Origin of the sequence: Jiangella gansuensis DSM 44835, from assembly GCF_000515395.1 — a bacterium.
Lineage (GTDB): Bacteria > Actinomycetota > Actinomycetes > Jiangellales > Jiangellaceae > Jiangella > Jiangella gansuensis.
Window position 1 is genome coordinate 260122 of the sequence record NZ_KI911782.1, and the last position, 19334, is coordinate 279455.

General features: G+C 70.1%; 33 protein-coding genes. 28 read left to right on the forward strand and 5 right to left on the reverse strand.

Translation table 11 applies throughout. From position 1 onward, the window contains the following. Positions 1 to 20 precede the first annotated feature (20 nt). Genes JIAGA_RS26780 through JIAGA_RS26790 form a run of 3 tightly spaced genes read left to right on the forward strand, consistent with a single transcriptional unit; the run spans position 21 to position 2421 of the window. The gene (locus JIAGA_RS26780) at positions 21 to 452 is read left to right on the forward strand and encodes a cupin domain-containing protein (protein WP_051425537.1); all 432 of its coding nucleotides are present in this window, start codon (positions 21 to 23) and stop codon (positions 450 to 452) included. After that, a complete protein-coding gene (locus JIAGA_RS26785) occupies positions 443 to 2164 on the forward strand; it encodes a CocE/NonD family hydrolase (protein ID WP_084469387.1) in 1722 nt (573 codons plus the stop codon). The genes JIAGA_RS26780 and JIAGA_RS26785 overlap by 10 nt, the downstream gene beginning before the upstream one ends. Continuing rightward, positions 2098 to 2421 (forward strand): DUF6506 family protein, encoded by a 324-nt coding sequence (locus JIAGA_RS26790; protein WP_035811944.1) that lies wholly within the window; start codon positions 2098 to 2100, stop codon positions 2419 to 2421. The genes JIAGA_RS26785 and JIAGA_RS26790 overlap by 67 nt, the downstream gene beginning before the upstream one ends. A gap of 25 nt (positions 2422 to 2446) precedes the next feature. On the opposite strand, the gene JIAGA_RS26795 is transcribed toward JIAGA_RS26790, so the two are convergent. Further along, positions 2447 to 2953: a hypothetical protein gene (locus JIAGA_RS26795; protein WP_211239460.1), complete on the reverse strand. Its 507-nt coding sequence runs from the start codon at positions 2951 to 2953 to the stop codon at positions 2447 to 2449. 196 nt (positions 2954 to 3149) lie between these two features. Between JIAGA_RS26795 and JIAGA_RS26800 the strand changes: the two genes are divergently transcribed. Next, the gene (locus JIAGA_RS26800; protein ID WP_169738795.1) at positions 3150 to 3974 is read left to right on the forward strand and encodes a GAF and ANTAR domain-containing protein; all 825 of its coding nucleotides are present in this window, start codon (positions 3150 to 3152) and stop codon (positions 3972 to 3974) included. A gap of 94 nt (positions 3975 to 4068) precedes the next feature. Beyond that, positions 4069 to 4386 carry a hypothetical protein gene (locus JIAGA_RS0101285; RefSeq protein ID WP_157552514.1) on the forward strand — a complete coding sequence of 106 codons (318 nt, stop codon included), beginning with the start codon at positions 4069 to 4071 and terminating at the stop codon, positions 4384 to 4386. Positions 4387 to 4434: 48 nt separating this feature from the next. Here the strand turns inward: JIAGA_RS0101285 and JIAGA_RS26805 are convergent, their stop codons facing one another. The 4 genes from JIAGA_RS26805 to JIAGA_RS26815 all read right to left on the reverse strand — a co-directional run bounded on the left by JIAGA_RS26805 (position 4435) and on the right by JIAGA_RS26815 (position 7891). Beyond that, the gene (locus JIAGA_RS26805) at positions 4435 to 5667 is read right to left on the reverse strand and encodes a CaiB/BaiF CoA transferase family protein (RefSeq protein ID WP_051425539.1); all 1233 of its coding nucleotides are present in this window, start codon (positions 5665 to 5667) and stop codon (positions 4435 to 4437) included. Positions 5668 to 5677: 10 nt separating this feature from the next. Continuing rightward, a complete protein-coding gene (locus JIAGA_RS34855) occupies positions 5678 to 5824 on the reverse strand; it encodes a helix-turn-helix domain-containing protein (RefSeq protein ID WP_169738796.1) in 147 nt (48 codons plus the stop codon). A 382-nt stretch (positions 5825 to 6206) separates the two neighbouring features. Continuing rightward, positions 6207 to 7607 (reverse strand): HNH endonuclease signature motif containing protein, encoded by a 1401-nt coding sequence (locus tag JIAGA_RS32650; protein WP_026874271.1) that lies wholly within the window; start codon positions 7605 to 7607, stop codon positions 6207 to 6209. Beyond that, positions 7604 to 7891, reverse strand: a complete 288-nt coding sequence (locus JIAGA_RS26815; RefSeq protein WP_035811947.1) for a helix-turn-helix domain-containing protein — start codon at positions 7889 to 7891, stop codon at positions 7604 to 7606. Before JIAGA_RS26815 ends, JIAGA_RS32650 begins: the two co-directional genes overlap by 4 nt. Before the next feature lie 79 nt (positions 7892 to 7970). On the opposite strand from JIAGA_RS26815, the gene JIAGA_RS34860 reads away from it, so the two are divergent. The 23 genes from JIAGA_RS34860 to JIAGA_RS0101425 all read left to right on the forward strand — a co-directional run bounded on the left by JIAGA_RS34860 (position 7971) and on the right by JIAGA_RS0101425 (position 19333). Further along, the gene (locus JIAGA_RS34860) at positions 7971 to 8174 is read left to right on the forward strand and encodes a helix-turn-helix domain-containing protein (RefSeq protein WP_026874272.1); all 204 of its coding nucleotides are present in this window, start codon (positions 7971 to 7973) and stop codon (positions 8172 to 8174) included. Continuing rightward, the gene (locus JIAGA_RS0101315; RefSeq protein WP_026874273.1) at positions 8174 to 8392 is read left to right on the forward strand and encodes a hypothetical protein; all 219 of its coding nucleotides are present in this window, start codon (positions 8174 to 8176) and stop codon (positions 8390 to 8392) included. Before JIAGA_RS34860 ends, JIAGA_RS0101315 begins: the two co-directional genes overlap by 1 nt. A gap of 78 nt (positions 8393 to 8470) precedes the next feature. Then, on the forward strand, positions 8471 to 8614 hold the full coding sequence (locus tag JIAGA_RS34195) for a hypothetical protein (RefSeq protein WP_157552520.1): 144 nt from the start codon (positions 8471 to 8473) through the stop codon (positions 8612 to 8614). Between the two features lie 11 nt (positions 8615 to 8625). After that, on the forward strand, positions 8626 to 8835 hold the full coding sequence (locus tag JIAGA_RS0101325; protein WP_157552523.1) for a hypothetical protein: 210 nt from the start codon (positions 8626 to 8628) through the stop codon (positions 8833 to 8835). After that, on the forward strand, positions 8832 to 9215 hold the full coding sequence (locus JIAGA_RS0101330; RefSeq protein WP_026874275.1) for a hypothetical protein: 384 nt from the start codon (positions 8832 to 8834) through the stop codon (positions 9213 to 9215). Before JIAGA_RS0101325 ends, JIAGA_RS0101330 begins: the two co-directional genes overlap by 4 nt. Beyond that, the gene (locus JIAGA_RS0101335) at positions 9212 to 9985 is read left to right on the forward strand and encodes a DNA cytosine methyltransferase (RefSeq protein ID WP_026874276.1); all 774 of its coding nucleotides are present in this window, start codon (positions 9212 to 9214) and stop codon (positions 9983 to 9985) included. The genes JIAGA_RS0101330 and JIAGA_RS0101335 overlap by 4 nt, the downstream gene beginning before the upstream one ends. Continuing rightward, entirely contained in the window at positions 9982 to 10299 is a 318-nt protein-coding gene (locus JIAGA_RS0101340) for a hypothetical protein (protein WP_026874277.1), read from the forward strand. The genes JIAGA_RS0101335 and JIAGA_RS0101340 overlap by 4 nt, the downstream gene beginning before the upstream one ends. Beyond that, a complete protein-coding gene (locus JIAGA_RS0101345; RefSeq protein ID WP_026874278.1) occupies positions 10296 to 10709 on the forward strand; it encodes a hypothetical protein in 414 nt (137 codons plus the stop codon). Before JIAGA_RS0101340 ends, JIAGA_RS0101345 begins: the two co-directional genes overlap by 4 nt. Continuing rightward, positions 10706 to 11044 carry a hypothetical protein gene (locus tag JIAGA_RS32655; RefSeq protein ID WP_051425540.1) on the forward strand — a complete coding sequence of 113 codons (339 nt, stop codon included), beginning with the start codon at positions 10706 to 10708 and terminating at the stop codon, positions 11042 to 11044. Before JIAGA_RS0101345 ends, JIAGA_RS32655 begins: the two co-directional genes overlap by 4 nt. Before the next feature lie 109 nt (positions 11045 to 11153). Then, the gene (locus JIAGA_RS0101360) at positions 11154 to 11369 is read left to right on the forward strand and encodes a hypothetical protein (RefSeq protein WP_026874279.1); all 216 of its coding nucleotides are present in this window, start codon (positions 11154 to 11156) and stop codon (positions 11367 to 11369) included. Continuing rightward, a complete protein-coding gene (locus tag JIAGA_RS0101365) occupies positions 11366 to 11602 on the forward strand; it encodes a hypothetical protein (protein WP_026874280.1) in 237 nt (78 codons plus the stop codon). Before JIAGA_RS0101360 ends, JIAGA_RS0101365 begins: the two co-directional genes overlap by 4 nt. A 44-nt stretch (positions 11603 to 11646) precedes the next feature. Further along, entirely contained in the window at positions 11647 to 12591 is a 945-nt protein-coding gene (locus tag JIAGA_RS26825) for an HNH endonuclease (protein ID WP_051425541.1), read from the forward strand. A gap of 67 nt (positions 12592 to 12658) precedes the next feature. Then, complete coding sequence (locus JIAGA_RS34200) at positions 12659 to 12823, forward strand: hypothetical protein (protein ID WP_157552526.1); 165 nt, start codon at positions 12659 to 12661, stop codon at positions 12821 to 12823. A gap of 59 nt (positions 12824 to 12882) precedes the next feature. Next, positions 12883 to 13710: an N-acetylmuramoyl-L-alanine amidase gene (locus tag JIAGA_RS0101380; RefSeq protein WP_026874281.1), complete on the forward strand. Its 828-nt coding sequence runs from the start codon at positions 12883 to 12885 to the stop codon at positions 13708 to 13710. Continuing rightward, on the forward strand, positions 13707 to 13898 hold the full coding sequence (locus JIAGA_RS0101385; protein ID WP_026874282.1) for a hypothetical protein: 192 nt from the start codon (positions 13707 to 13709) through the stop codon (positions 13896 to 13898). The genes JIAGA_RS0101380 and JIAGA_RS0101385 overlap by 4 nt, the downstream gene beginning before the upstream one ends. Before the next feature lie 3 nt (positions 13899 to 13901). After that, the gene (locus JIAGA_RS36305; protein WP_026874283.1) at positions 13902 to 14192 is read left to right on the forward strand and encodes an HNH endonuclease; all 291 of its coding nucleotides are present in this window, start codon (positions 13902 to 13904) and stop codon (positions 14190 to 14192) included. Then, a complete protein-coding gene (locus JIAGA_RS0101395) occupies positions 14186 to 14371 on the forward strand; it encodes a hypothetical protein (protein WP_026874284.1) in 186 nt (61 codons plus the stop codon). The genes JIAGA_RS36305 and JIAGA_RS0101395 overlap by 7 nt, the downstream gene beginning before the upstream one ends. Further along, on the forward strand, positions 14368 to 14523 hold the full coding sequence (locus JIAGA_RS34205; protein WP_157552529.1) for a hypothetical protein: 156 nt from the start codon (positions 14368 to 14370) through the stop codon (positions 14521 to 14523). The genes JIAGA_RS0101395 and JIAGA_RS34205 overlap by 4 nt, the downstream gene beginning before the upstream one ends. A gap of 2 nt (positions 14524 to 14525) precedes the next feature. Beyond that, positions 14526 to 14726, forward strand: coding sequence for a hypothetical protein (locus JIAGA_RS0101405; RefSeq protein ID WP_211239461.1), 201 nt, complete (start codon positions 14526 to 14528; stop codon positions 14724 to 14726). A gap of 238 nt (positions 14727 to 14964) precedes the next feature. Beyond that, positions 14965 to 16329: a terminase large subunit gene (locus tag JIAGA_RS0101410; protein ID WP_026874286.1), complete on the forward strand. Its 1365-nt coding sequence runs from the start codon at positions 14965 to 14967 to the stop codon at positions 16327 to 16329. Positions 16330 to 16374: 45 nt separating this feature from the next. After that, complete coding sequence (locus JIAGA_RS26830; RefSeq protein WP_051425542.1) at positions 16375 to 17421, forward strand: phage portal protein; 1047 nt, start codon at positions 16375 to 16377, stop codon at positions 17419 to 17421. A 4-nt stretch (positions 17422 to 17425) separates the two neighbouring features. Beyond that, a complete protein-coding gene (locus JIAGA_RS0101420; RefSeq protein WP_026874287.1) occupies positions 17426 to 17665 on the forward strand; it encodes a hypothetical protein in 240 nt (79 codons plus the stop codon). Between the two features lie 3 nt (positions 17666 to 17668). Then, positions 17669 to 19333, forward strand: coding sequence for a phage major capsid protein (locus JIAGA_RS0101425; protein ID WP_026874288.1), 1665 nt, complete (start codon positions 17669 to 17671; stop codon positions 19331 to 19333). Position 19334 lies beyond the last annotated feature (1 nt).

The window sequence follows — 19334 nt, forward strand, 5'->3', positions numbered from 1 at the left end:
CAATAGCAGGAGGCACCGGCATGACCTTCGAACCCACCGCTATCCAGAAGCTGAACGTCCAGGATGCGCCCGACTGGTTGCAGGTCGGTGAGCACCAGGCGTACGTCGGCTACATCGCCGACGAGGAGGAAGGGTCCAAGATCGGGCTGGCCTACATCCGCTTCCGCGCCGGAGTGAAGTTCGATTTCCTGTGGGCGTACGACGAGGTCGCCGTCGTGACCAAGGGCAGCTTGACGGTGCGGGTCGGAGACGAGGTCGTGACGGCGGGAGTCGGAGAGTCCGTCTACATGCCCGCTGGGGTGCGCGGCGCTTTCGACATCCGTGAGGACGTGGAGGCGTTCTGCGTTCACTATCCGACCGACGGTCAGGCCGGCCGTCAGTGGCAGGGACCCGAACGCCTGCCGTCGGAGACGGAGATCCGCCCGGTGTCGATCGACGACGTATGGCCGTGACACCTGGTCCGCTGAGGCGGGCGGTCGGTCGGATCCGCAATGTCATCCGCCCGAATGTCACGATCACGACGCCACCGGACGGCGTGCTGGTGGAGTACGACGTCCCGGTGGCCGTGCGGGATGGGACCGTGCTGCGGGTCAACGTCTACCGGCCGGAGGGCGGCGGCACGTACCCGGTCATGATGTCCGCTCACCCGTATGGGAAGGACTACCGGCCCAAGCCGACTCGCAACGGTTATCGGCCCTTTCCCAACCTCCGGATCCTTCCCCAGTCACAGCCGTTCTCCTTCTCGGCGTGGACCGGCTGGGAAGCGCCGGACCCGGCCTACTGGGTGCCGCGCGGCTACGTCGTCGTCAACGCCGACCTGCGCGGGTGGGGAACGTCCGAGGGCATCGGGACACTGCTCGGCGCCGGCGAGGGCGAGGACTACCACGACCTGATCGAGTGGGCGGCCGCGCAGCCCTGGTCGACGGGGCGCGTCGGCCTCAACGGCGTGTCGTACCTCGCACTGTCCCAGTGGGCCGCGGCGGCGACGCGCCCACCGCACTTGGCTGCGATCTGCCCGTGGGAGGGCTTCACGGACTTCTACCGGGACGTCGCCAGGCCGGGTGGGGTCCGCGAGAACGGCATGATGATCGTGTGGACCAAGGGAACCGCCCGCACCCGACCCGACAGCGCCGTCGACCTGCGTCAGCAGCAGCTCGCCAGGCCGCTGTACGACGAATGGTGGGCGGAGCGTGACCGGGAGATCGAGAAGATCGACGTCCCGGCGCTGGTCTGCGGCAGCTTCTCCGACCACAATCTGCACACCCGTGGCTCGTTCGAGGGGTTCCGGCGGATAGCTTCCCGGCAGAAGTGGTTGTACACGCACCGCGGCCCGAAATGGTCGGTCTTCTACAGCGGCGACGCTCTTGCCGAGCAGGCCCGGTTCTTCGATCATTTCCTCAAGGGCGAGGACAACGGCCAGGACGCGTTGCCCCCAGTCCGGCTGGAGGTGCGTGAGGACGCCGTCACCGTCACGTCGGTCCGGCGTGAGCAGCAGTGGCCGCCGGCGGGTACCGCATGGCAGCGATGGCACCTGGGACGAGACGGCAGCTTCAGCGACCAGCCCGCGTCGTCCCCGGCCACGTCGTCGTTCCACACCCGCCGCGGAAATCTCGTCTACCGCCGCCGGTTCCGGACAGACACCGAGATCGTGGGTCCGATGCGTCTCCAGCTCGCCGTCGAGGTCCAGGGTGGCGGCGACGTGAACGTCTTCGCCGCTGTCCGCAAGGTGCGCCGAGGCCGGCTCGTCGCCTTCGAGGCCGCCTACGGCTTCCGTGGACCGCTGGTGACCAACGGCATGCGCAAGGTCTCCCACCACATCCTCGATGCGGATGACCGGCCGCGTGACGACGTCGCCGAACCGCTCCGCCCCGGCCAGATCGTTCAGCTCGAGATCGAACTGTTGCCGTCAGCGACCCTGTTCCGGGCTGGTGAAGACCTCGAGCTGGTGATCCAGGGCCAGTGGTTCCACGCCCGGAACCCGTTCACCGGACAGTTTCCGTCCTACTACGAGAAGAGCCCGCGCGGGGTATGTACCGTGCACTTCGGGGCGGGCCACGACACCTACCTCGACGTCCCCGTACAAACAGGAGCTGCGGCATGGCCACCAGTTGGGCCTACATCTACGGGCAGCCGGGAGCCGACCCCGTCGCCGACCGAATCGTGATCGATCGTGGTGAGCACCGGACGACGCTCGTCCCGGTGCCCGACGAGTCCGCCGCCGCAGGGGTCGCGGTCGAGCTGGTCGACGACGGCGTTCAGCTCATCGAGCTGTGCGGTGGGTTCACGGTCCACGACGCCGCGCGCGTGATCGAAGCGGTGGACGGTCAAGTGCCGGTCGGTCACGTGACCTTCGGCCTGGAGTCGGTCACCGCCGCCGCCGCGTACAAGGCACAGTTCGACGCGCAGGACCCAGTTGACTGACTCGCGTAGGACGATCCCGCGCAGGTCAGCTCTTGATACGGGCGAGCACCCCACCGTGGACTTGTGACGCGCGTTCCTGCTCACCTGCGAAGGAGCTCACGACGATGAGCGCGCCAGTGAGCGCCGGAACAGCCCATTGGAGGACCGACAGCTGTCGTTGTGCCGCGGCGGTCTTGGGCGGGGTCGCCTCATCGGGATCAGTGCCCGACGACGCCGGGACGTCTGTGCGGTCTGAAGCTTTTTTGCCGACGGCTCGACTGTACGACGTCGCTGCCAGCGCGGCAGCCGTCAGGGCGGTCTTGGCGATCGCCATAGTCGCGACGCCTCGCTGCGCACGAAGCCGGCCCATGTTTCCGACCAGCTGACCGGTGCTACCGACCAGATGTACACCTATCGCCGCCGCGTTGACCGGAGTCCAGCGGTCCCAGCCGATGTTGGCGACGGCGCCGGTGCTCGATGCGTCACCGGCCGCGCCCGCAGCTGGGTTCAGCGCAATCGCGTTCGCGAGTGTCCCGCCGAACCAGGCGGCCAAGCCGAGATCGTGCATGGTCCGAGAGATCGTGTTGCGTGTCATGGATTGCCCCCTTACTCGAAGACTGAGGCGGTACCCATGCACGGATGGGTGACACCTTCTCGCGACAATCGCCGGTGACGGTCCGCGATCTGTACTCGCACAGCTTGGTACGGTGATGATGAGTGAGGCGCCGCGCGACCCGGCCGGGCCTGACGTGGACACCGGACCGAGGCCGCCTGAGCGCCCGAGGGTGTGGGGCCACATGAGTGCAAATGATCATCGCAACCGCGATCTTGCCCGCTTGCTGAGCGCCTTGCCCAATCTGCTGCTGAACACGCCTCGGGTCGAGACCTTCCTGGCGGAGCTGGCGGACCTGGCGGCGGTGATCATCGAGCCACCAGCCTCCTGCGGCATCATGACCCGGTACGAGGGCCAACTGCGCACCGTAGTCGCCAGCGACGAGCGCGCGACCGTGGTCGACGCTGAGCAGTACGGCGCGGGCCGAGGGCCTTGTCTGGAGGCGTTGCAGACCGGCAGCATCGTCGAGGTGCCGGACCAGATGTCGGATCCGAGGTGGCCCGGCTATCGCGAGCAGGCGATCGCCCAGGGAGTCCGGTCGTCGCTGAGCCTGCCGCTAATCGTCGATTCAGGCCCCGTCGGTGCCATGAACCTCTACGGCTTCGACCGGCCACAGTCGTTCGACCCCGACACCCGGCATCGCGCCGAGATCTTCGCCGCGCAGGCGTCCACCACACTGGCGCTCGCGCTGCGCCAGCTGGCTCAGGCCGAGCTGGCCGAACAACTGGAACAAGCGCTGTCGTCACGCACGGTCATCGACCAGGCCATCGGCATTCTCATGGCTGAGCAGCGCTGTTCCGCCGATGACGCATTCGCCGTCCTGCGCACGCACTCGCAGAACAACAACCGCAAGCTACGTGACGTGGCCGAGGCGCTGGTCACCAGGGTCTCGCGACGTCCGGCGCAGCCCGGCGCGTTGTTCCGCCGCCCTGGCGACGGTGGTACGAAGGCGGAGGAATAGGTTCATCCAAGCAAGGTGCTAAAATCACCACAACGGTTGGGACGTCAGCCGGCGGCAAGTCACGCCGCGAGTGGTTCGTCCGTCGGAGTCCCATATGGCTCACGCCCGCTCTTCTTCTCATCTCACGCTCGGTCCCCTGAGCCGTCCCGCCCCCACTCGCACCGAGCCGCCCGGCGGTGTCCTCGACCAGGCACTCGGCGTGCTGATTGGTCTTTTCGGCATGGATGCCGATGCGTGCCGAGCACTGCTCGACCACTGGGCACGCCGATACGGCACAGATGTCTACGAGGTCGCGGACACCCTGGTCCTCACGGTGTGCCAGGGCCGGCCCGGCAGTGATCTGACGCTCGCCCGGTGGCTCGAACAGCAGCTACGGCACACCCCGGAGGCGGCAAATCGGGACGCGTGGTGAGAGCGGGACGGTGTGGCGACGGCGGCCGTCACCAGCTGACCCCGGGTGTCATGGCGTGCCGGGTGCCGTCCGAGGTGGGGTGGCGTCGATCCAGGCGCGCACTGATTCGTCGTGCTGGCCGAGGGTGGGCGGCGGCTGGTGGTGGTCGCGGCCGCCGGCGTACGGGAGGTCGCCGAACCGTAATGCTGGGCCGGGCAGCTCGACTGGCCCGAGCACCGGATGGTGGACGGTGACGACGAGGCCCTGGGAGCGGGTCTGTTCCCATTCGAACACCTCGTCGACGGTGCGGACGCGGCCGGCCGGGATGCCCGCGTCGGCCAGCCGCTTCAGCCACTCGGCGGCCGGCCGGGCAGCCAGACGGGTCTCGATGTCGGCGGTCAGCTCGCCGCGGTGGCGTACCCGTTCGCGGTTGGTGACGTAGCGGGGATCGTCGGGGTCGATGCCGACGAGCCCGGCGAAGGTGCGCCAGCTGCTCTGGCTGCCGACCGCGATCTGGATGGTCGCGTCGGGCGCGGCGAAGCTCCCGTACGGGGCGATGGCCGGATGCGCGTTGCCCTCACCGGTGGGTACCTCGCCGGCCACGGTGGCGCGGGTGCCCTGGAAGGCCAGCGTGGCCGCCACCGAGGCCAGCAGCGACGTGCGCACCACCTGCCCGCGTCCGGTGTGGTGCCGCTCGGCGATGGCCGCGACCACGCCGAGCGCGCCGTGCAGGCCGGCCAGCAGGTCGGCGATGGGCACGCCTACCTTCGTCGGCTCGCCGGGTGGGCCGGTGACCGACATCAAGCCGGCCTCGCCCTGCGCGATCTGGTCGAACCCTGCCCGCTGCCCCTCGGGGCCGTCCGGCCCGAAGCCGGAGATCGACAGCACAACGAGCGACGGGTTGACCTGATGCAGCCGCTCGACCCCGAGACCGAGGCGGTCGAGCGTGCCGGGCCGGAAGTTCTCGATCAGCACGTCGGCCCTGGCGGCCAGCTCCTCGACGAACCGGCGGCCGTCGTCGGTCTTCAGGTCGGCGGTGACGGACTCCTTGTTGCGGTTGCAGCTGAGGAAATACGTCGAGATGGGGTCATCGGCCGGCCCCATGAACGGCGGGCCCCAGTGCCGGGAGTCGTCGCCGCGGCCGGGTACCTCGACCTTGATGACCCGGGCGCCGAGGTCTCCGAGCAGCATGCCGGCGTGCGGGCCGGCCAGCGCTCGACTGAGGTCGACGACGACGCAGCCGGCCAGCGGGCCGGCGGATGGGGCGTCCTGCGCTTCGGACAACGGCAGACCTCCGCTCATTCGGTGGAATCTACCGGCTTTCGCTCTGGTCGATGATGATGCGCAAGCCCGGCGGCGCCAGCTCGCGCAGACGGTTGTCGGCCATGGCGCTGAGCATCCGACGGACAGTGCTGGTGGTCAATCCCGTATCGCGAGAGATCTCGGCGATGCTGGCCACCGAAACAGCGCAGCATGGTGACTGTCCGCGGTCCACGGCCCGGGCCGGGCCTCGCGCGTCGGTTCCCCTTGCCTTCCCCGCCGGCACTTCCTGGTCAGCGGCCACGCCCAGGTGATGCCGTCGCTGCCCGGCGACATCGTCGACCGGGTACGTCTGGCGCCGTGCCGAGCGCCGTCAGCGACGACGTCGTCGAATCCAGCGTCTGTGGCGGCCGAACCTGGTCAATCCGTTCGTCGACCAGCTGCGGGTGACCCGAGCGGGTGGAGCGTCGATGGTAGCCCGCGTCGGTTTCCGCCAGGCCGTTCCTGTCGTCGAGGTCGCGCCAGTGACCTCACGCCAGACGACATCGGCGCCGGGCGTTGCGGGCGTGGCGAGGCGCTGATCAGAACGGTGGCGTGTCGTCCGGATCGGGTGGCTGGCCGGCGCGGTCGCTCTGGTCGCCGGCGGTGTCATGGTGGTCGGCGTCGTGGGGTGGTTTTGCGGTCGGGCTGGTGGGGCCAACTGGTTCGGGTGGTTTCCGGTAGGTGTGTCCGGTGGGGCTGGTCCACACGGTGGTGCCGTCGGGTTGCTGCTGCACGCGCCAACGGCCGCGGTGTTTGAGCAGGTGATGGGTCCGGCACAGTGGCTGGCAGTTGCAGGCGGTGGTGGGGCCGCCGGCGGCGTGGGCGACGACGTGGTCGATGTCGCAACGTGTCGCGGGCTGGTGGCAGCCGGGGGTGCGGCAGGTTCGGTCGCGCAGCACGACATGGTCGATTAACGCCTGGGTGGGCCGGTAGCGGGTGTGGCCGTGGTCGACGTACCGGCCGCTGGCCGGGTCGGTGCCGACCCACTGCCAGATCCCGGCGGCGGCCAGATGCCTGCCTATGTGGGCCGGGATGGGGCCGTAGCCGTCCAGGTGCGCGGGCTCGTCGCTGAGCCCGGCCAGTGACCGGAACGCGAACGTCACCTGCACCGCCACCGCCCGCCCCTGCGCCGACGCGAGCGGAATCGCCACCCGCTCCCCCAACAACCGTCCGGCCCCGCCCGGCGGTGGCGGTCCGGTCGTGCCCGGCGGGGTGGTCTCGGCGGGCTGCCCGGCTACCGCCTCGGCATCGAGCCCCGGAAGACCGAACCCCACCCCGGCCGTGGCGGGGTGGCAGTTGCAGGGGCAGCCGGGCCGATGCAGGAACGCGGGCGCGACCGGCTGCGGGACCGGGTTCGGGTTCGGGTTTGGACCGGGGCCGATGTGTTGGGTGTCCAGGGCGGCCCAGGCCAGCGCCGCGAGCGCGTCCGCGCGACACTGCGCCACCGTACGAACCGGCTGGCGTCCGGCGGCACGGTCACCACGCTTCAGGGTGCCGGCCGCGGCGTCCAGGACCGTCTTCACCGCCATCGCGTCCTCCGCCGGCAAGAACGCCTCCAGATACGCCATCGCATCCGCCGCCGCAGTGACGGTGACCTCACGCCGCTGCCTGGCCTCGCGACACCGCTGCTGCACCGGCACCGGGGCAAGCTCGTGCAGCAACTGCACGATCCGCTGCCGCAGCGCCACCGAGTCCAGCATCGGCGCCACCGGCAGCACCGCCGCCTCCACCCGCCGCCGCACCTGCTCGTCCTGTCCACCCAGCTCGCCGGTGATCACCCGCGCGCGACGCTCATCAATCACCCCGCCCGCCAGCGCCTGCTGGGTGGCGGGAAAGTCCTGCACCAATTGCACCGCGTGCCCGACCAGGTTCTCCGCCTGCCGAGTCGTGGACACCGTGCGCGCGGCCACCTCCACCGCGGTGTTCGTGACCGGATTCACCGACCGGTACTGCGGTTGAGACCTTCCTTCCCGGCGTAGCCGAACATCAGCCATTCGAGATCGACCCCACATGCCTCAGCCAGTAGCCGGAGGTCGCGACGCCGCGGGGTCGTGACGCCGTTCACCCAGTTGCCGATGCTCGACTTGCTTACCTCGATGCGTTCGGCCAGCTCCCGATAGTCGTAGCCAGCGATCCGCATCGCCTTGCGGATGCGGTCAGCCAGATCGAACTCGGGGACGACCGCCGGCGCCTTCTGCGTCGGCCGCGTCTGCATCTCCGTCATGCGCTCCATCATGTCCAAGCTAGGACGAGTTGGCAACCCTGGCTTGACGACGAAACTTGGACATGGCCAAGATTGGCCCATGGCAACCACGACCCCGGAGCTGATCGACGCCGCCGAAGCGGCCGAGATTCTGCACATGTCCCGCCGGCACGTCAGCCGACTCGCCGCCGCCGGGCACCTGACCCCGGCCGCCAAGGGCCGCGGCGTCCGCGGGCTGCGGCTGTTCGACCGCGCCGACGTCATCGCGCTCAAGGCGAAGCTCGCCGCGAAGGCCGCCGACTGATGGCCGGGCGGGCGGACCACACCCCGCACCCGAAGGCTCACGAGTGGATGAAACCGGGCGCCGGCTTGCAGGACTCCGGCCGCGGCTACGGCGGCGGTGGCGGCTCGTCGAGGAAGGGCGGCGGTGGCCTCTTCGGCTGCTTCACCGTCATCGTCCCGGCCGGGCTGCTGCTGCTCACCTTCGGAGTCCAGGTCGGCATGGCCGTGGTGCCCGCATGACGGCCGCCATCGAGCCCCCCGCGGGACCGGAGGACGCCCCCCGTCCCGGTCCCGCGGGGCTGGACCCGGAGCACTTCCGTGGCTGAGACGGCGCTCGTGATCAACGAGACGTCCGGCGCGCTGACGTGGGTGTGCGCGGAGAACGACCCGCTCGACCCCGGCGCCATCTGTGGGCGCGACATCGAACACCGCCCGTGCCCGATGCACGGCACCAGCAACTGACCGGAGGCGTGATGCTGTACCTGCTCATCCTCGGCGTCGCCATCCTCGTGGCGTTCGTCGCCGGCGCCGCGTACGTCGAGCACCACCCCACCGAGTGGACCGACCCCCGCAGTCCCGGACTCTCCGACGCCGCCACCGCACGAGCCGACGACTGCACCGTGACCGGTTCATGCGAGCCCGGCGACCACACCCACACCTACCCGTGCCAGGTGGCCTGGTGACCGCGGCCACCCTCACCCGCACCGGCCTCGTGTGCCACACCTGCCACCGGCCCATGCGCCGCCGCGGCACCACCGCCGCCGACCACCCCGGCACCGTCCTCGCCGAGACGAACACCCGGTGCCGCAGCTGCTACGAGCGCTCCCGCCGGCGCCGCAACGGCATGCCGGACCTGCACGCACGGCGCCGCGCCGTCGTCGAGGACGTCGAATGGCTCACCGACCCCGCCAACTTCGTCGACCGGCCCGACCGCATCGCCGCCCGCCTCGGCTACGACTCCGTATGGAACCTGCTCATCACCCTCCGCCGCGCCGGCCGCGACGACCTCGCACAGCGGCTACTGGAACGCCGCGAGCACATCGGACGCGAGGCCGTCGCATGAGTCTCACCGTCCTGTCGCTGTTCTCCGGGATCGGAGGACTCGAGCTCGGTCTTGAGTGGGCCGGCATGACCACGGTCGGACAGGTGGAGATCGACCCGTACTGCCAGCGCGTGCTGGCCCGACACTGGCCGGAGGTCCCGCGCCATGACGATGTCCGAACCGCCCCGGAATGGTGGCTCGGAGCACCCAGGCCAGTTGTCGATGTGGTCGCCGGCGGATACCCGTGCCAGCCGTTCAGCGATGCCGGCCGGCGGCGCGGTGTCGCTGACGAGCGGTGGGGCTGGCCGTGGTTCGAAGCAGTGGTTCGCGCAGTACGACCCCGATACGTCGTCGTGGAGAACGTCCCAGCTCTCGCTGACGACACCGAAGCCTTTGGATGGATGCTCGGTGACCTGGCCGCGCTCGGGTTCGATGCGGAATGGGACGTGCTATCCGCGTGCGCCGTGGGTGCCCCACACACACGTGAACGGCTGTTCCTGGTGGCCTACGCCGACAGCCTCCATGGGTCGGCGGGGATGGGGGGTGGGCAAGAACAGCAGCTCGCCCGGCTCGCGGGGTGGACATCAGCGGGCATCCGTGGCGGTTCTCAGGCGGGTGCATGGGGTGATCGCGTCGACTGGGCGGTGGAGACCGCCGGTCTTGATGATCGAAATGCTAATGGGACTACCGCCCGGATGGCTGTCACTGCCGGCGGCAACGCCGTCGTCCCCCAGGTCGCAGAGCTGATCGGACGCCTGATCACGGCCCACGACGAGGAGATGGCCGCATGAGCCCGGCGACGCTCGGCGTGCCGACACCTGACGGCCGCTGCGAGAGCTGCGGCGCGCCCGTCCGCTGGGCCGTCACCGCCGCGAACCGGCGGCCGATACCGCTCGACCCCGAGCCCGTCGAGCCTCGCACCCGTGGAGCGCTGGTGCTGATCGGTGAGACCGCCTACGGCCGCCGTGACGCCGCTGCCCGCCTGATGGCGATGTTCGCGGAGTCCGAGGCCGACGCCGACCACCGCGCCATGACCGACTACGCGTGGCACGTCGCGCACTTCGCCACGTGCCCGAAAGCCCACCACCACCGGAGGAACCGATGACCACCAAAGACCAGCTCCGCGGAACGCCATGGCACGACGTCGACCACCCCGACGAGCACGTCGCCGCCGAGGGTGCCGCGCACCTGCTGACCCGGACTGCGCACCTGATGCGCCAGCACGCCGCCGCCGCCGACAGCGACGTAGGCGGGCCGTACTGGTTCGCCGACCAGGCACAGAACGGCCGCTGCTCGATCATCGTCGAGCACGAGGGCTGCTACGTCATCGGTTCCGCCCCCGAGCCCGTCGCGCAGCACGCCGCCCGCTGGGACCCGCACACCGCGGCGACGGCCGCCGCGATGCTCGAAGCCTCGGCCCGGATCATCCGCATGGACGGCCGGATCGGTGACCACGCGCCCGCGGTCGACCTGGCCCGCGCCTACATGCGCTCGTACGGGGAGCCGGTCCGATGACGCGGCTGAACGCATCTCTCCCGAAGGGCGACGGGAACGGTCTCGGGTCGCTCGAGCTGGCGCTGACGTCCGAGCCGCACCGCGTGCACGTCGTGCTCATGCTGATCGACTGCAAGAAGATCACCACCGACGCCGACACCGGCGACATCGAGGCAACGGCCCGTATCCGCCGTATCGAGCCGATCCCGGCCGAGGACCGCGACCTGGCGGGGAAGATGCTGCGGCGTGCGTTCGAGCGCCGAACCGGCAAGACGGTGCTGCCGTTCGACCTTGAGCAGGACGTGATCGAGGCGTTCGGCGAGCACCCGGCCCGCGGTGACGAGGACCAGCCATGAGGCGGGCCGCCCGCTGGCTGGCCGTGCAGGCCGGCACCTGCGTGATGATCGGCTTCGGCTGCATGTTCGCCACGTTCGCCACGCTGGCGCAGCTCGCCCAGGGGCAGGCATGAGGACCGGCCGGGCGAAGGCTGATCTGTGGGTGCAGCTGCGCCGGCACCCGATGTACACCTACAGCGCCGAGGTGGTGAAGGTCACGAAGCGGCGCCCGATCAAGCCGGAGCCTGGCGCCGTCGTCGTGCGCGTCGCCGTGGACGTCCCGCTGGCGCTGTTCAGCCTCGAAGCGACCGCCACGGTGACCTTGCCCGAGGACGACCGCCCATGACCGCGAGCAGGGTGGTGTGCCGCGGCTGCTCGATGTGCACGCCCGGCCCGGACTCGGACGCCGTCCTGGCCGCCTCACGGGCCGCTGTGGCCGCGCACGGCCCCGCGGGAGACGTGTGCGTGCTGTGCCGTGCCGCGCCCGGCACGCTCCGCGTACGGGGCAGCAGTGACCGCGTGTGCGGCCTGTGCGCCGACGTGCTCGCGGTGCCGCTCGTGTCGCCGGATGACGGGTGACGAGCTGATGCGTCCTGTCCTGCTGTCGATGTTGGGGGTTCTCTGTGGCGTGGGTCCGCGGTGGAGACACCGCGCTGACGCATCCGGTCGTGGTGCGCGGTATGACGGTGGCCGGCGCGGACTCGCGCACGTGGCGCGAGCTGCTGGGCACCGCGCACCTGCTCGCCTCCGTGGCGGGCGCGCATCTCACCGATGGGGTGATCGAGGCCGGGCACCTGATGATGGTGTGCGGCGCCGACATGCCCACCGTGGCCGCGCAGATGGTGGAGGCCGGCTACCTCACCCCCGACGAGATCGACGGCCGGCAGGTGTGGCGGCTGATCAACGACCCCGAGCTGATACACATACGCTCTCGCGCCGAGGTCGAGTGGGACCGCGCCCGCAAGCGGGACGCGTCGAACGCGGACGTCACCTTGCGCGTGGTCCTCCGCGACGGCTCGGCGTGCCGGTACTGCGGCCGGACCGTGTCGTGGAAAGACCGCCGCGGCACCCGCGCCGCCACCTATGACCACCGCATCCCCGGCAAGCCGGCGAAGATTGCGGATGACCTGTTCGTGGCCTGCAAGGGCTGCAACTCATCGCGCAAGGACGACCCGACAGGCGCGTGGGACCGAGAGCACCCGCGCCTGCCGGCACCCGACAAGCCCTACTACTGCGACCACGCCCGTGCACGCCTCGCGGCGGCCGGCATCACCGTCGACCCCGCCAGCGCGCCACCAGAGACCGGCTCAGGCCCCACCGGCACGAACGCACCCGCCACGGCGGGCCGCGGGCACCGGGACGAGCGGCCAGCGGACCTGGCGGACCTGGATGAGGGTCCGGAAGCCAGCTTCCCCGGGACGGGTCGGGACGGGTCGGGTCAGGCCGTGTCGGGTGCCGCTGCTCGCCGCAGGGCTCGACGTCGCCGTACCCGAGCACCAGACCGACCCCGCGAGAGGGGGACCAGTGGACCTGGAGGACATCGCACTGACCGAGGCCATCAGGGGTGAACGCATCCTGCCCGACGTCGGCGAAACGCACTCGTGCGGATGCCCCTCGTGCAAGCCGCGGTGTCGAGTGCTCACCGACGAGACGCTGATGTCTCGGTGCGCGCACCCGGCCGTGCTCATCGTCGGCCCGGTGCAGATGTGCGTCATGCACGTCGCCGGCACCGTCGCCGGGCTGCGGCTGATCGGCGCGCTCGACGCCCCTGACGTGTCGAACACGCTTCCTACACTGTGACCAGGCCACGAGCTGATCACTGTGCAACGTGACCAGCCATCGGCCAGAAGAGAGGACACATGGCCTACCTGGTGAAGAACCCGCCGCGGGTCCGGCAGTTCCGGCCGCGCCGCGCCGGCCTGTGGGGCGTCATCGGCGTGCACACCGCCGAGTCGTTCCCCGACGAGACCGGCCCGGACACCGGCGCCGAGAACGTGGCCCGGTTCATCCGTGACCGCACGACCCCAGGCTGCTACCACCGCCTCAGCGACAGCGACTCCCGGATCGAGCTGGTGCCGTTCGAGCTGGCCACGTTCCACATCGGCACGCACGGCCTGAACGACCGCACCATCGGCATCTCCGCCGCGACGCAGGCCGCGAAGTGGCGCAGCCTCGACCCCGACTACGTCACGGCCATGGTGCAGAACATGGCCCGCGACGCCGCCGACGCCGCCCGCTGGCTCAAAACCGAGCACGGGATCACGGTGCCGGCCCGCCGGATCACGCTCGCCCAGGCACTCAACGGCCAGCACGGGTTCCTGGCTCACGGCGACGCCGACCCCGGCCGGCGCACCGACCCCGGGGAGCACTTCCCCTGGCCGCTGTTCCTGTCCACCTACGCCGCGCTCATGCGTGGCGACACCACCACCGACGACGAATGGAGCGAAATGGCCAGCCGCGAAGAGGTCGAACAGGCCTCGTACGAAGGGACGATGCGGGCGCTCGCCGACGCCGCCGCCGGCAACGGGCTCACCGTCCTGCACGAACGCCTACAGGCCGAGGTCGAACAGGGGGTGGCGCGCCAGTTCGTCATCCTGATCGACGAGGCCGCCAACCGCAGCACCGCCCGAGGTCGAGCCCTGTCCAACGACCTGTGGGCCATCACCCGCGGGGAGCGTGGCGAATGAGGGCCGCGCTGCGCAGGACCCGCAAGGCGGTCGGTGCGCTGCTCGGTGGCGTCACCGGCGCCGCCGTGATCGCCGTGGCCGACGCGTTCGACGCCGACGTGGAACCGACCCTGGCCGGTGCCATCGCCGTGATCCTCGCGGCGGCCGGGACGTGGCTCGCGCCACCAAACGAGCCGGCCGAGGGCTGACCGATGGCTGCCGGATGGTCCGGACGCACGGTCACGCGTGCGCGCCGGGCCATCCGCGCCAAGGGACAGCACCAGGCGTGCTGGCGATGCGGCCGACCGCTCGACCTCGACCGCGAGAAGTGGCACGTCGGCCACATCGTCGACCGCCGGCTTGGCGGCACGAACGCACCGAGCAACACGGCGGCCGAGTGCCCGCCCTGCAACCTCAAGGCCGGCGGCCGGCTCGGCGGCAAGATCGCCGCAGCCAACCGCCGCGCACCCATCCAGCGAACCGAGAGGACCCGTCGATGGTGAGCGACCCGAACACGGCGAACGACAACGGGCCCGCGCCGAAGATCGTCGGGCTGTCGAACACCGGGCCGACACCGATGTGTGTGCACGTCGATGGCCACGAGCACCCGGCCCCGCTCGACAGCTTCGGCACGGCCATGCTCGACCCCGAGTGCGCCGCCGGCCCGGACATCGAGCCGTGACCACCACCGCCGCCCGGCCGCGTACTCACCACGTCACGGTCAGCGTCGGCACCCGGCCAACTGCCGAGGTGCGCTGCTCGTGCGGCTGGCACACCGAGACCACCAAGGACAAGGCGCTGCCGTACGGCGCCGCCCACCTGAGAGAGGCATGATCATGCACCCAAGCACCGTGGCGATCCTCCAGTACTTCGCCTACGACCACCTGCCGGCCTACTTGCAGGGGGTGTCGCGTCCGTTCGCCGAGCTAGCCGCGGACATGGCTGACCGCCTCGACGGGCCGGAGCTGACCGTCTGTCTGCGGAAGCTGTTGGAAGCGAAGGACTGCGCCGTCCGCGCTGCTCTCGCCGGACCATGATCGTTTTTGAGACGGCCGATAACCCCAACACGCAGTCCGCTCCCTTTTTCTATCGGGGCTGGTCAGGGGCCTGATGAGGCACGATTGCGCCGAGTGCGGCCGTGACTTCGAGGGCCGATCTGACGCCCTGTATTGCACGACCTCTTGCCGCTCGCGGGCCAGTAGGAAACGCCGTCAGAGCCGTGCAAAGGCGTTCCCACCTGCGGATATGCGGAAGGGTCGGCCGAGTTCGCCCCGAATGGAGGCCGGAGCGAAGCTGCTCGGCGTCGAGCTGCATGATCACCAGCTTGAGCTGGGCGAGCTGCTGGACGCCGGCCACGAGACGACGGCGATTCAGTGGCCGCGGCGGGCGGGCAAGACCACGAGCATATGGGCGTGGCTGCTCGGCAGGTGTGCGACCGAGGATGACACGCTGATTCTGACGACGGCGCAGTCCGGGTTCAAGGCTCGCGACCGGTTCATGTCGATCATGCGGATGTTGGACCGGGCGAAGGCGCCCGGGCGCCCACGGGTGTATCAGGGCGCCGGGCACGAGGCGTTCGAGTTCGCGAACCACTCGCGGTTGTGGGTGGTCGCGCCGAAGGCTGACACCGCGCTCGGTGACGCCGCGAACGTGATCTACGTGGACGAGGCGCAGGCGCTCGCCCCGGACGCGTCGCTGGACTTCGAGCAGGCCGCGATGCCGCTGCTGGACACCGTCGAGGATGGCCAGGTGGTGCTGTCCGGCACGCCGGGGAAGGTCCGGGCGGGCTGGTACTGGAACGCGCTACAGACCGGGCTGGGCGAGCGGACCGGCGTCGTCGTCGGCAGCTACGCACCCGGGCACGCGGTGTCGGTGTACGCCGCGCAGCCGGGCGACAAGTGGGACGACGAGCGGGTGTGGCGTCGAATACACCCCGGCATCGGGCGGCTTACCACCATCGAGAAGATCCGTGCCCGGCACACGAAGTTCGCCAAGGAGCCGCTGCGGTTCGCGATGGAGTACCTGGGCGTGTGGCCGGGCACCGACCAGCGCCGCGCCATCGACGCCGACGAGTGGGCCGCCGCCGGCGACGACTTCGCCGAGAAGCCGGACAGGTTCGGCCTCGCCTACGACGTGGACCCGCTGGGCGTCCAGGCGTCACTGGTGGCCGCCTGGCGCGACGATGACGGCCTGGCGCACATCGAGTTGCTGATGCACGGCGAGCCCCGCCAGATCGGCAAGGAGGCGCTACGCGTGGCCCGGGAACACCGGGTGCCCATCGGGTACGACAACCTCGGGCAGAACCTCGACGTAGCCGAAGGGCTGAACCGAGCCAAGCCGAAGCCGAAGATGATGCCGCTCGCGCTGCGAGACATCGTCGCCGCCCAGTCCGGGCTGATGGCTGAACTGCGGATCACCGAGAAGCACCCCGCCGTGACGCTGCAACACCCGGACCAGCCCGTCCTGAACGCCGCGGTCGAGTCGGCCGCGTGGCGCACGGTCGGCGACTCCGGGCAGCTGTTCGGCCGGCGCGTGTCGACCGGCGACATCACAGCCATCGTCGCGGCGGCGAACGCGCTGCTCGTGTTCGACCGGATGCCGAAGCGAACGTCCATTCGGATCGTGACGCGGGCGAGCTGATCCACGTATGCAGAGATGTCAAATGCTCTCTATAGCATTTGCCTCGTGGGTGTCATCAGCGCGTGGCGGGACATGCTCTCGCGGCCGAAGCCGGGCTTGCCGTTGGCGTCGCCGTGGTCGACGTCCACACTTCAGACCGCGGTACTGGCGGACATCTTCGGCAAGGAGAACTTGCCCGTCACCCGCGAGATGTGCATGTCCATCCCGGCGGTGTCCAAGGCTCGGGCGCTCGTCGCCGGGAAGCTGGCTCGCCAGCCCCTTAAGGCATACCGCGGTGATGCCGAACTGCCGGCCCGGTCGCAGCCGTCGTGGCTGTATCGGACCAACGGCGACGTGCCGCCGCAGATGCGGATGCTGTGGACCATCGATGACCTGTTCTTCGGTGGGTGGTCGCTGTGGGGTGTGGAGCGCGGCACGGCCCGCGACGACCAGCGATACGGCCCGATCCTCGACGCCTACCGGGTGCCGTACGAGTGGTGGGAGTTCGACCCGGACGGGAAGATTCTCGTCAATGGAGGCGAGGTCACCGAGGACTCGGTGATCCTGTTTGCCGGCCCGTTCGAGGGCCTGATCGAGGCGGCGGCCGACACGATCCGCGGCGCCCGGAACCTTGAGCGGGCGTGGGCGAAGCGGGTCAACAACCCGATCCCCGCGACCGAGCTGCACCAGACTACCGACGACGTCATGGAAGACGAAGAGATCGACGAGCTCGTCGACACCTGGATCGGCATGCTGAATAAGGGCGGCGGCGTCGCCTACACGCCGCCGTCCATCGACGTGCGAACGCACGGTGAGACTGTGCTCGACCTGTTCATCGAGGGCCGCAACGCTGTCACGCTCGATGTCGGGCGGCACACCAACGTCGGCGCGCAGATGCTCGACGCATCCATGGCGACCAGCTCATTGCAATACGTGACCGCGGTCGACGGCCGCAACTCGTTCATCGACGACACCCTCGACTACTGGGCGATGCCCATCGAGGCGCGCCTGTCGATGGACGACGTCGTACCCCGCGGACAGCGGATCGCGTTCGACCTGTCCCACCTCACCCGGCTCCCACAACCGTCGACCGGACCAGCAACGGAGGACTGATCCCATGAACGCACGCAAGTCGACCAAGGACACCGAGGCGGCGGACGTCGAGCCGGCCGAGACCGAGACGGCGCAGGCCGAGACGCCCGGCGCCGCCACCAACGAGGCAACCGGCGAGGTGGTCCGCATCGTCCCGAAGCCGCACGGCCTGGAAGCCGTGTACGTCCGCGGGGCGGACGGCAGCACCACCCGAATCGTGCGCAAGCGGTCCGCCGACACGGACGAGCCCGCAACGGAGGACTGACCGATGGCGAAGACCACCGCGTTGCAGGCGCTCGGCACGCTGCTGGAGGCGTCCGCCGATGACCGCACGCTGACCTACCGGCTTCTGCCGTACGGCGAGCAGGGCCGCACCAACCTCGGGCGCGTGACAGCTGGCCCGGGTGTCGTGCGCATCCCGGGTGACCCGTCCGAGCTGGTGGCCAACCTGGAGCACGACCGCAAGCGGCCGGTCGCCCGGGCCACCTCGATCACCGAGGATGACGGCGGCCTGACTGCCACGTTCCGTATCGCCGCGACGACGGCCGGTAACGACTTGCTCGCCGAGGCGGCCGAGGGTCTGCGCACAGGCATCTCCGTTGAGCTGTCCGACCCGGTCATCCGCAACGGCAAGCTGCTGTCCGCCGAGCTGGCCGGCGCCGGGTTCGTCGCCTCTCCGGCGTTCCCGTCCGCACAGCTGGTCGCGGCCGACGCCGGCGAGCTGCCCGACGAGATCGCGCCGGACTCGCAGTCGCACAGCGTCAGTGAGGACGTCATCGAGGTGGACGGAAAGAAGTACCGCCGCATCACCGAGTCCAGCTACGAGACTCGCACCGAGCCCGTCGCGGGCAACGACGACGACCCGCCGGACGGCGGGGACGAAGACACCGAGGACGACGCGTCCGAGGAAGACCAGGAGGACCAGCAGATGACCGCTTCCACCGCCAAGAAGGCAGCGTCCGCGCCGGCGACGCTCCGCGGCGCCGCTGCCAAGGGCGGCGGCCGCGGTACCACGCTGCTCGCCGCCGACGCCGGCCCCCGCGACCTGTTCCGACTGTTGGCCGAGGCCGGCAAGACGCAGGACAGTGAGCTGATCGCCGAGCTCGTCGACATCACGCAGTCCGGCGCCATCGGCAACACTGAGGTGCCCCAGTATGTCGGCGAGCTGTGGGATGGCCGCGCAGCCGAGCGGCGCATCATCCCGCTGTTCAACCACGCCGACCTCACCAGCTACAAGGTGCACGGCTGGCGCTGGGTGAACAAGCCGCAGGTCGCGCCGTACGCCGGCGACAAGGCCGACGTTCCGAGCAACGCCGTGTCCACCGAGCAGGTGACGATCTCAGCCGAGCGGATCGCCGGCGCCCACGACATCGACCGCAAGTACCGAGACTTCGGGGATGAGGCGTTCTGGCAGTCGTACCTGGCGGCCATGACCGAGTCCTACGCCGTCCAGTCCGACGCCGCCGTTCTGGCCGACGCGCTCGCGGCGGCCACTGCGGTCACCGTAGGTGATCCGGTGACCGGTGTACCCGCGGTCTGGATCAAGATCGTGGACGGCGTCCTGTCTGTGTTGCAGGCCACCAACGCGATGCCCAGCTTTTCGGTACTGGCGTTCGACCTCTACCGTGACTTCCTGCTGACGCCGCAGGACGGCGGCCTGGAGTACCTGAACGCCGCGCTCGGGTTCGAGCGGGGCACCGTCAACCAGGGCAACTTCTCGGTGCTGCCGCATGCGGCCATCCCTGACGGCGGAGCACTGACGGGAGCCCGCGAGGCGGTCACCGTGCACGAGCTGGGCGGCGGCACCCCGATCCGAGTCGAAGCCGAGAACGTCGGCAAGGGCGGCATCGACGCCGGCGTGTTCGGCTACTACGCCGTCAACATTCACGACACCGGCGGCCTGGCGCTCGTCAACGACCCGATCACCCCCTGAC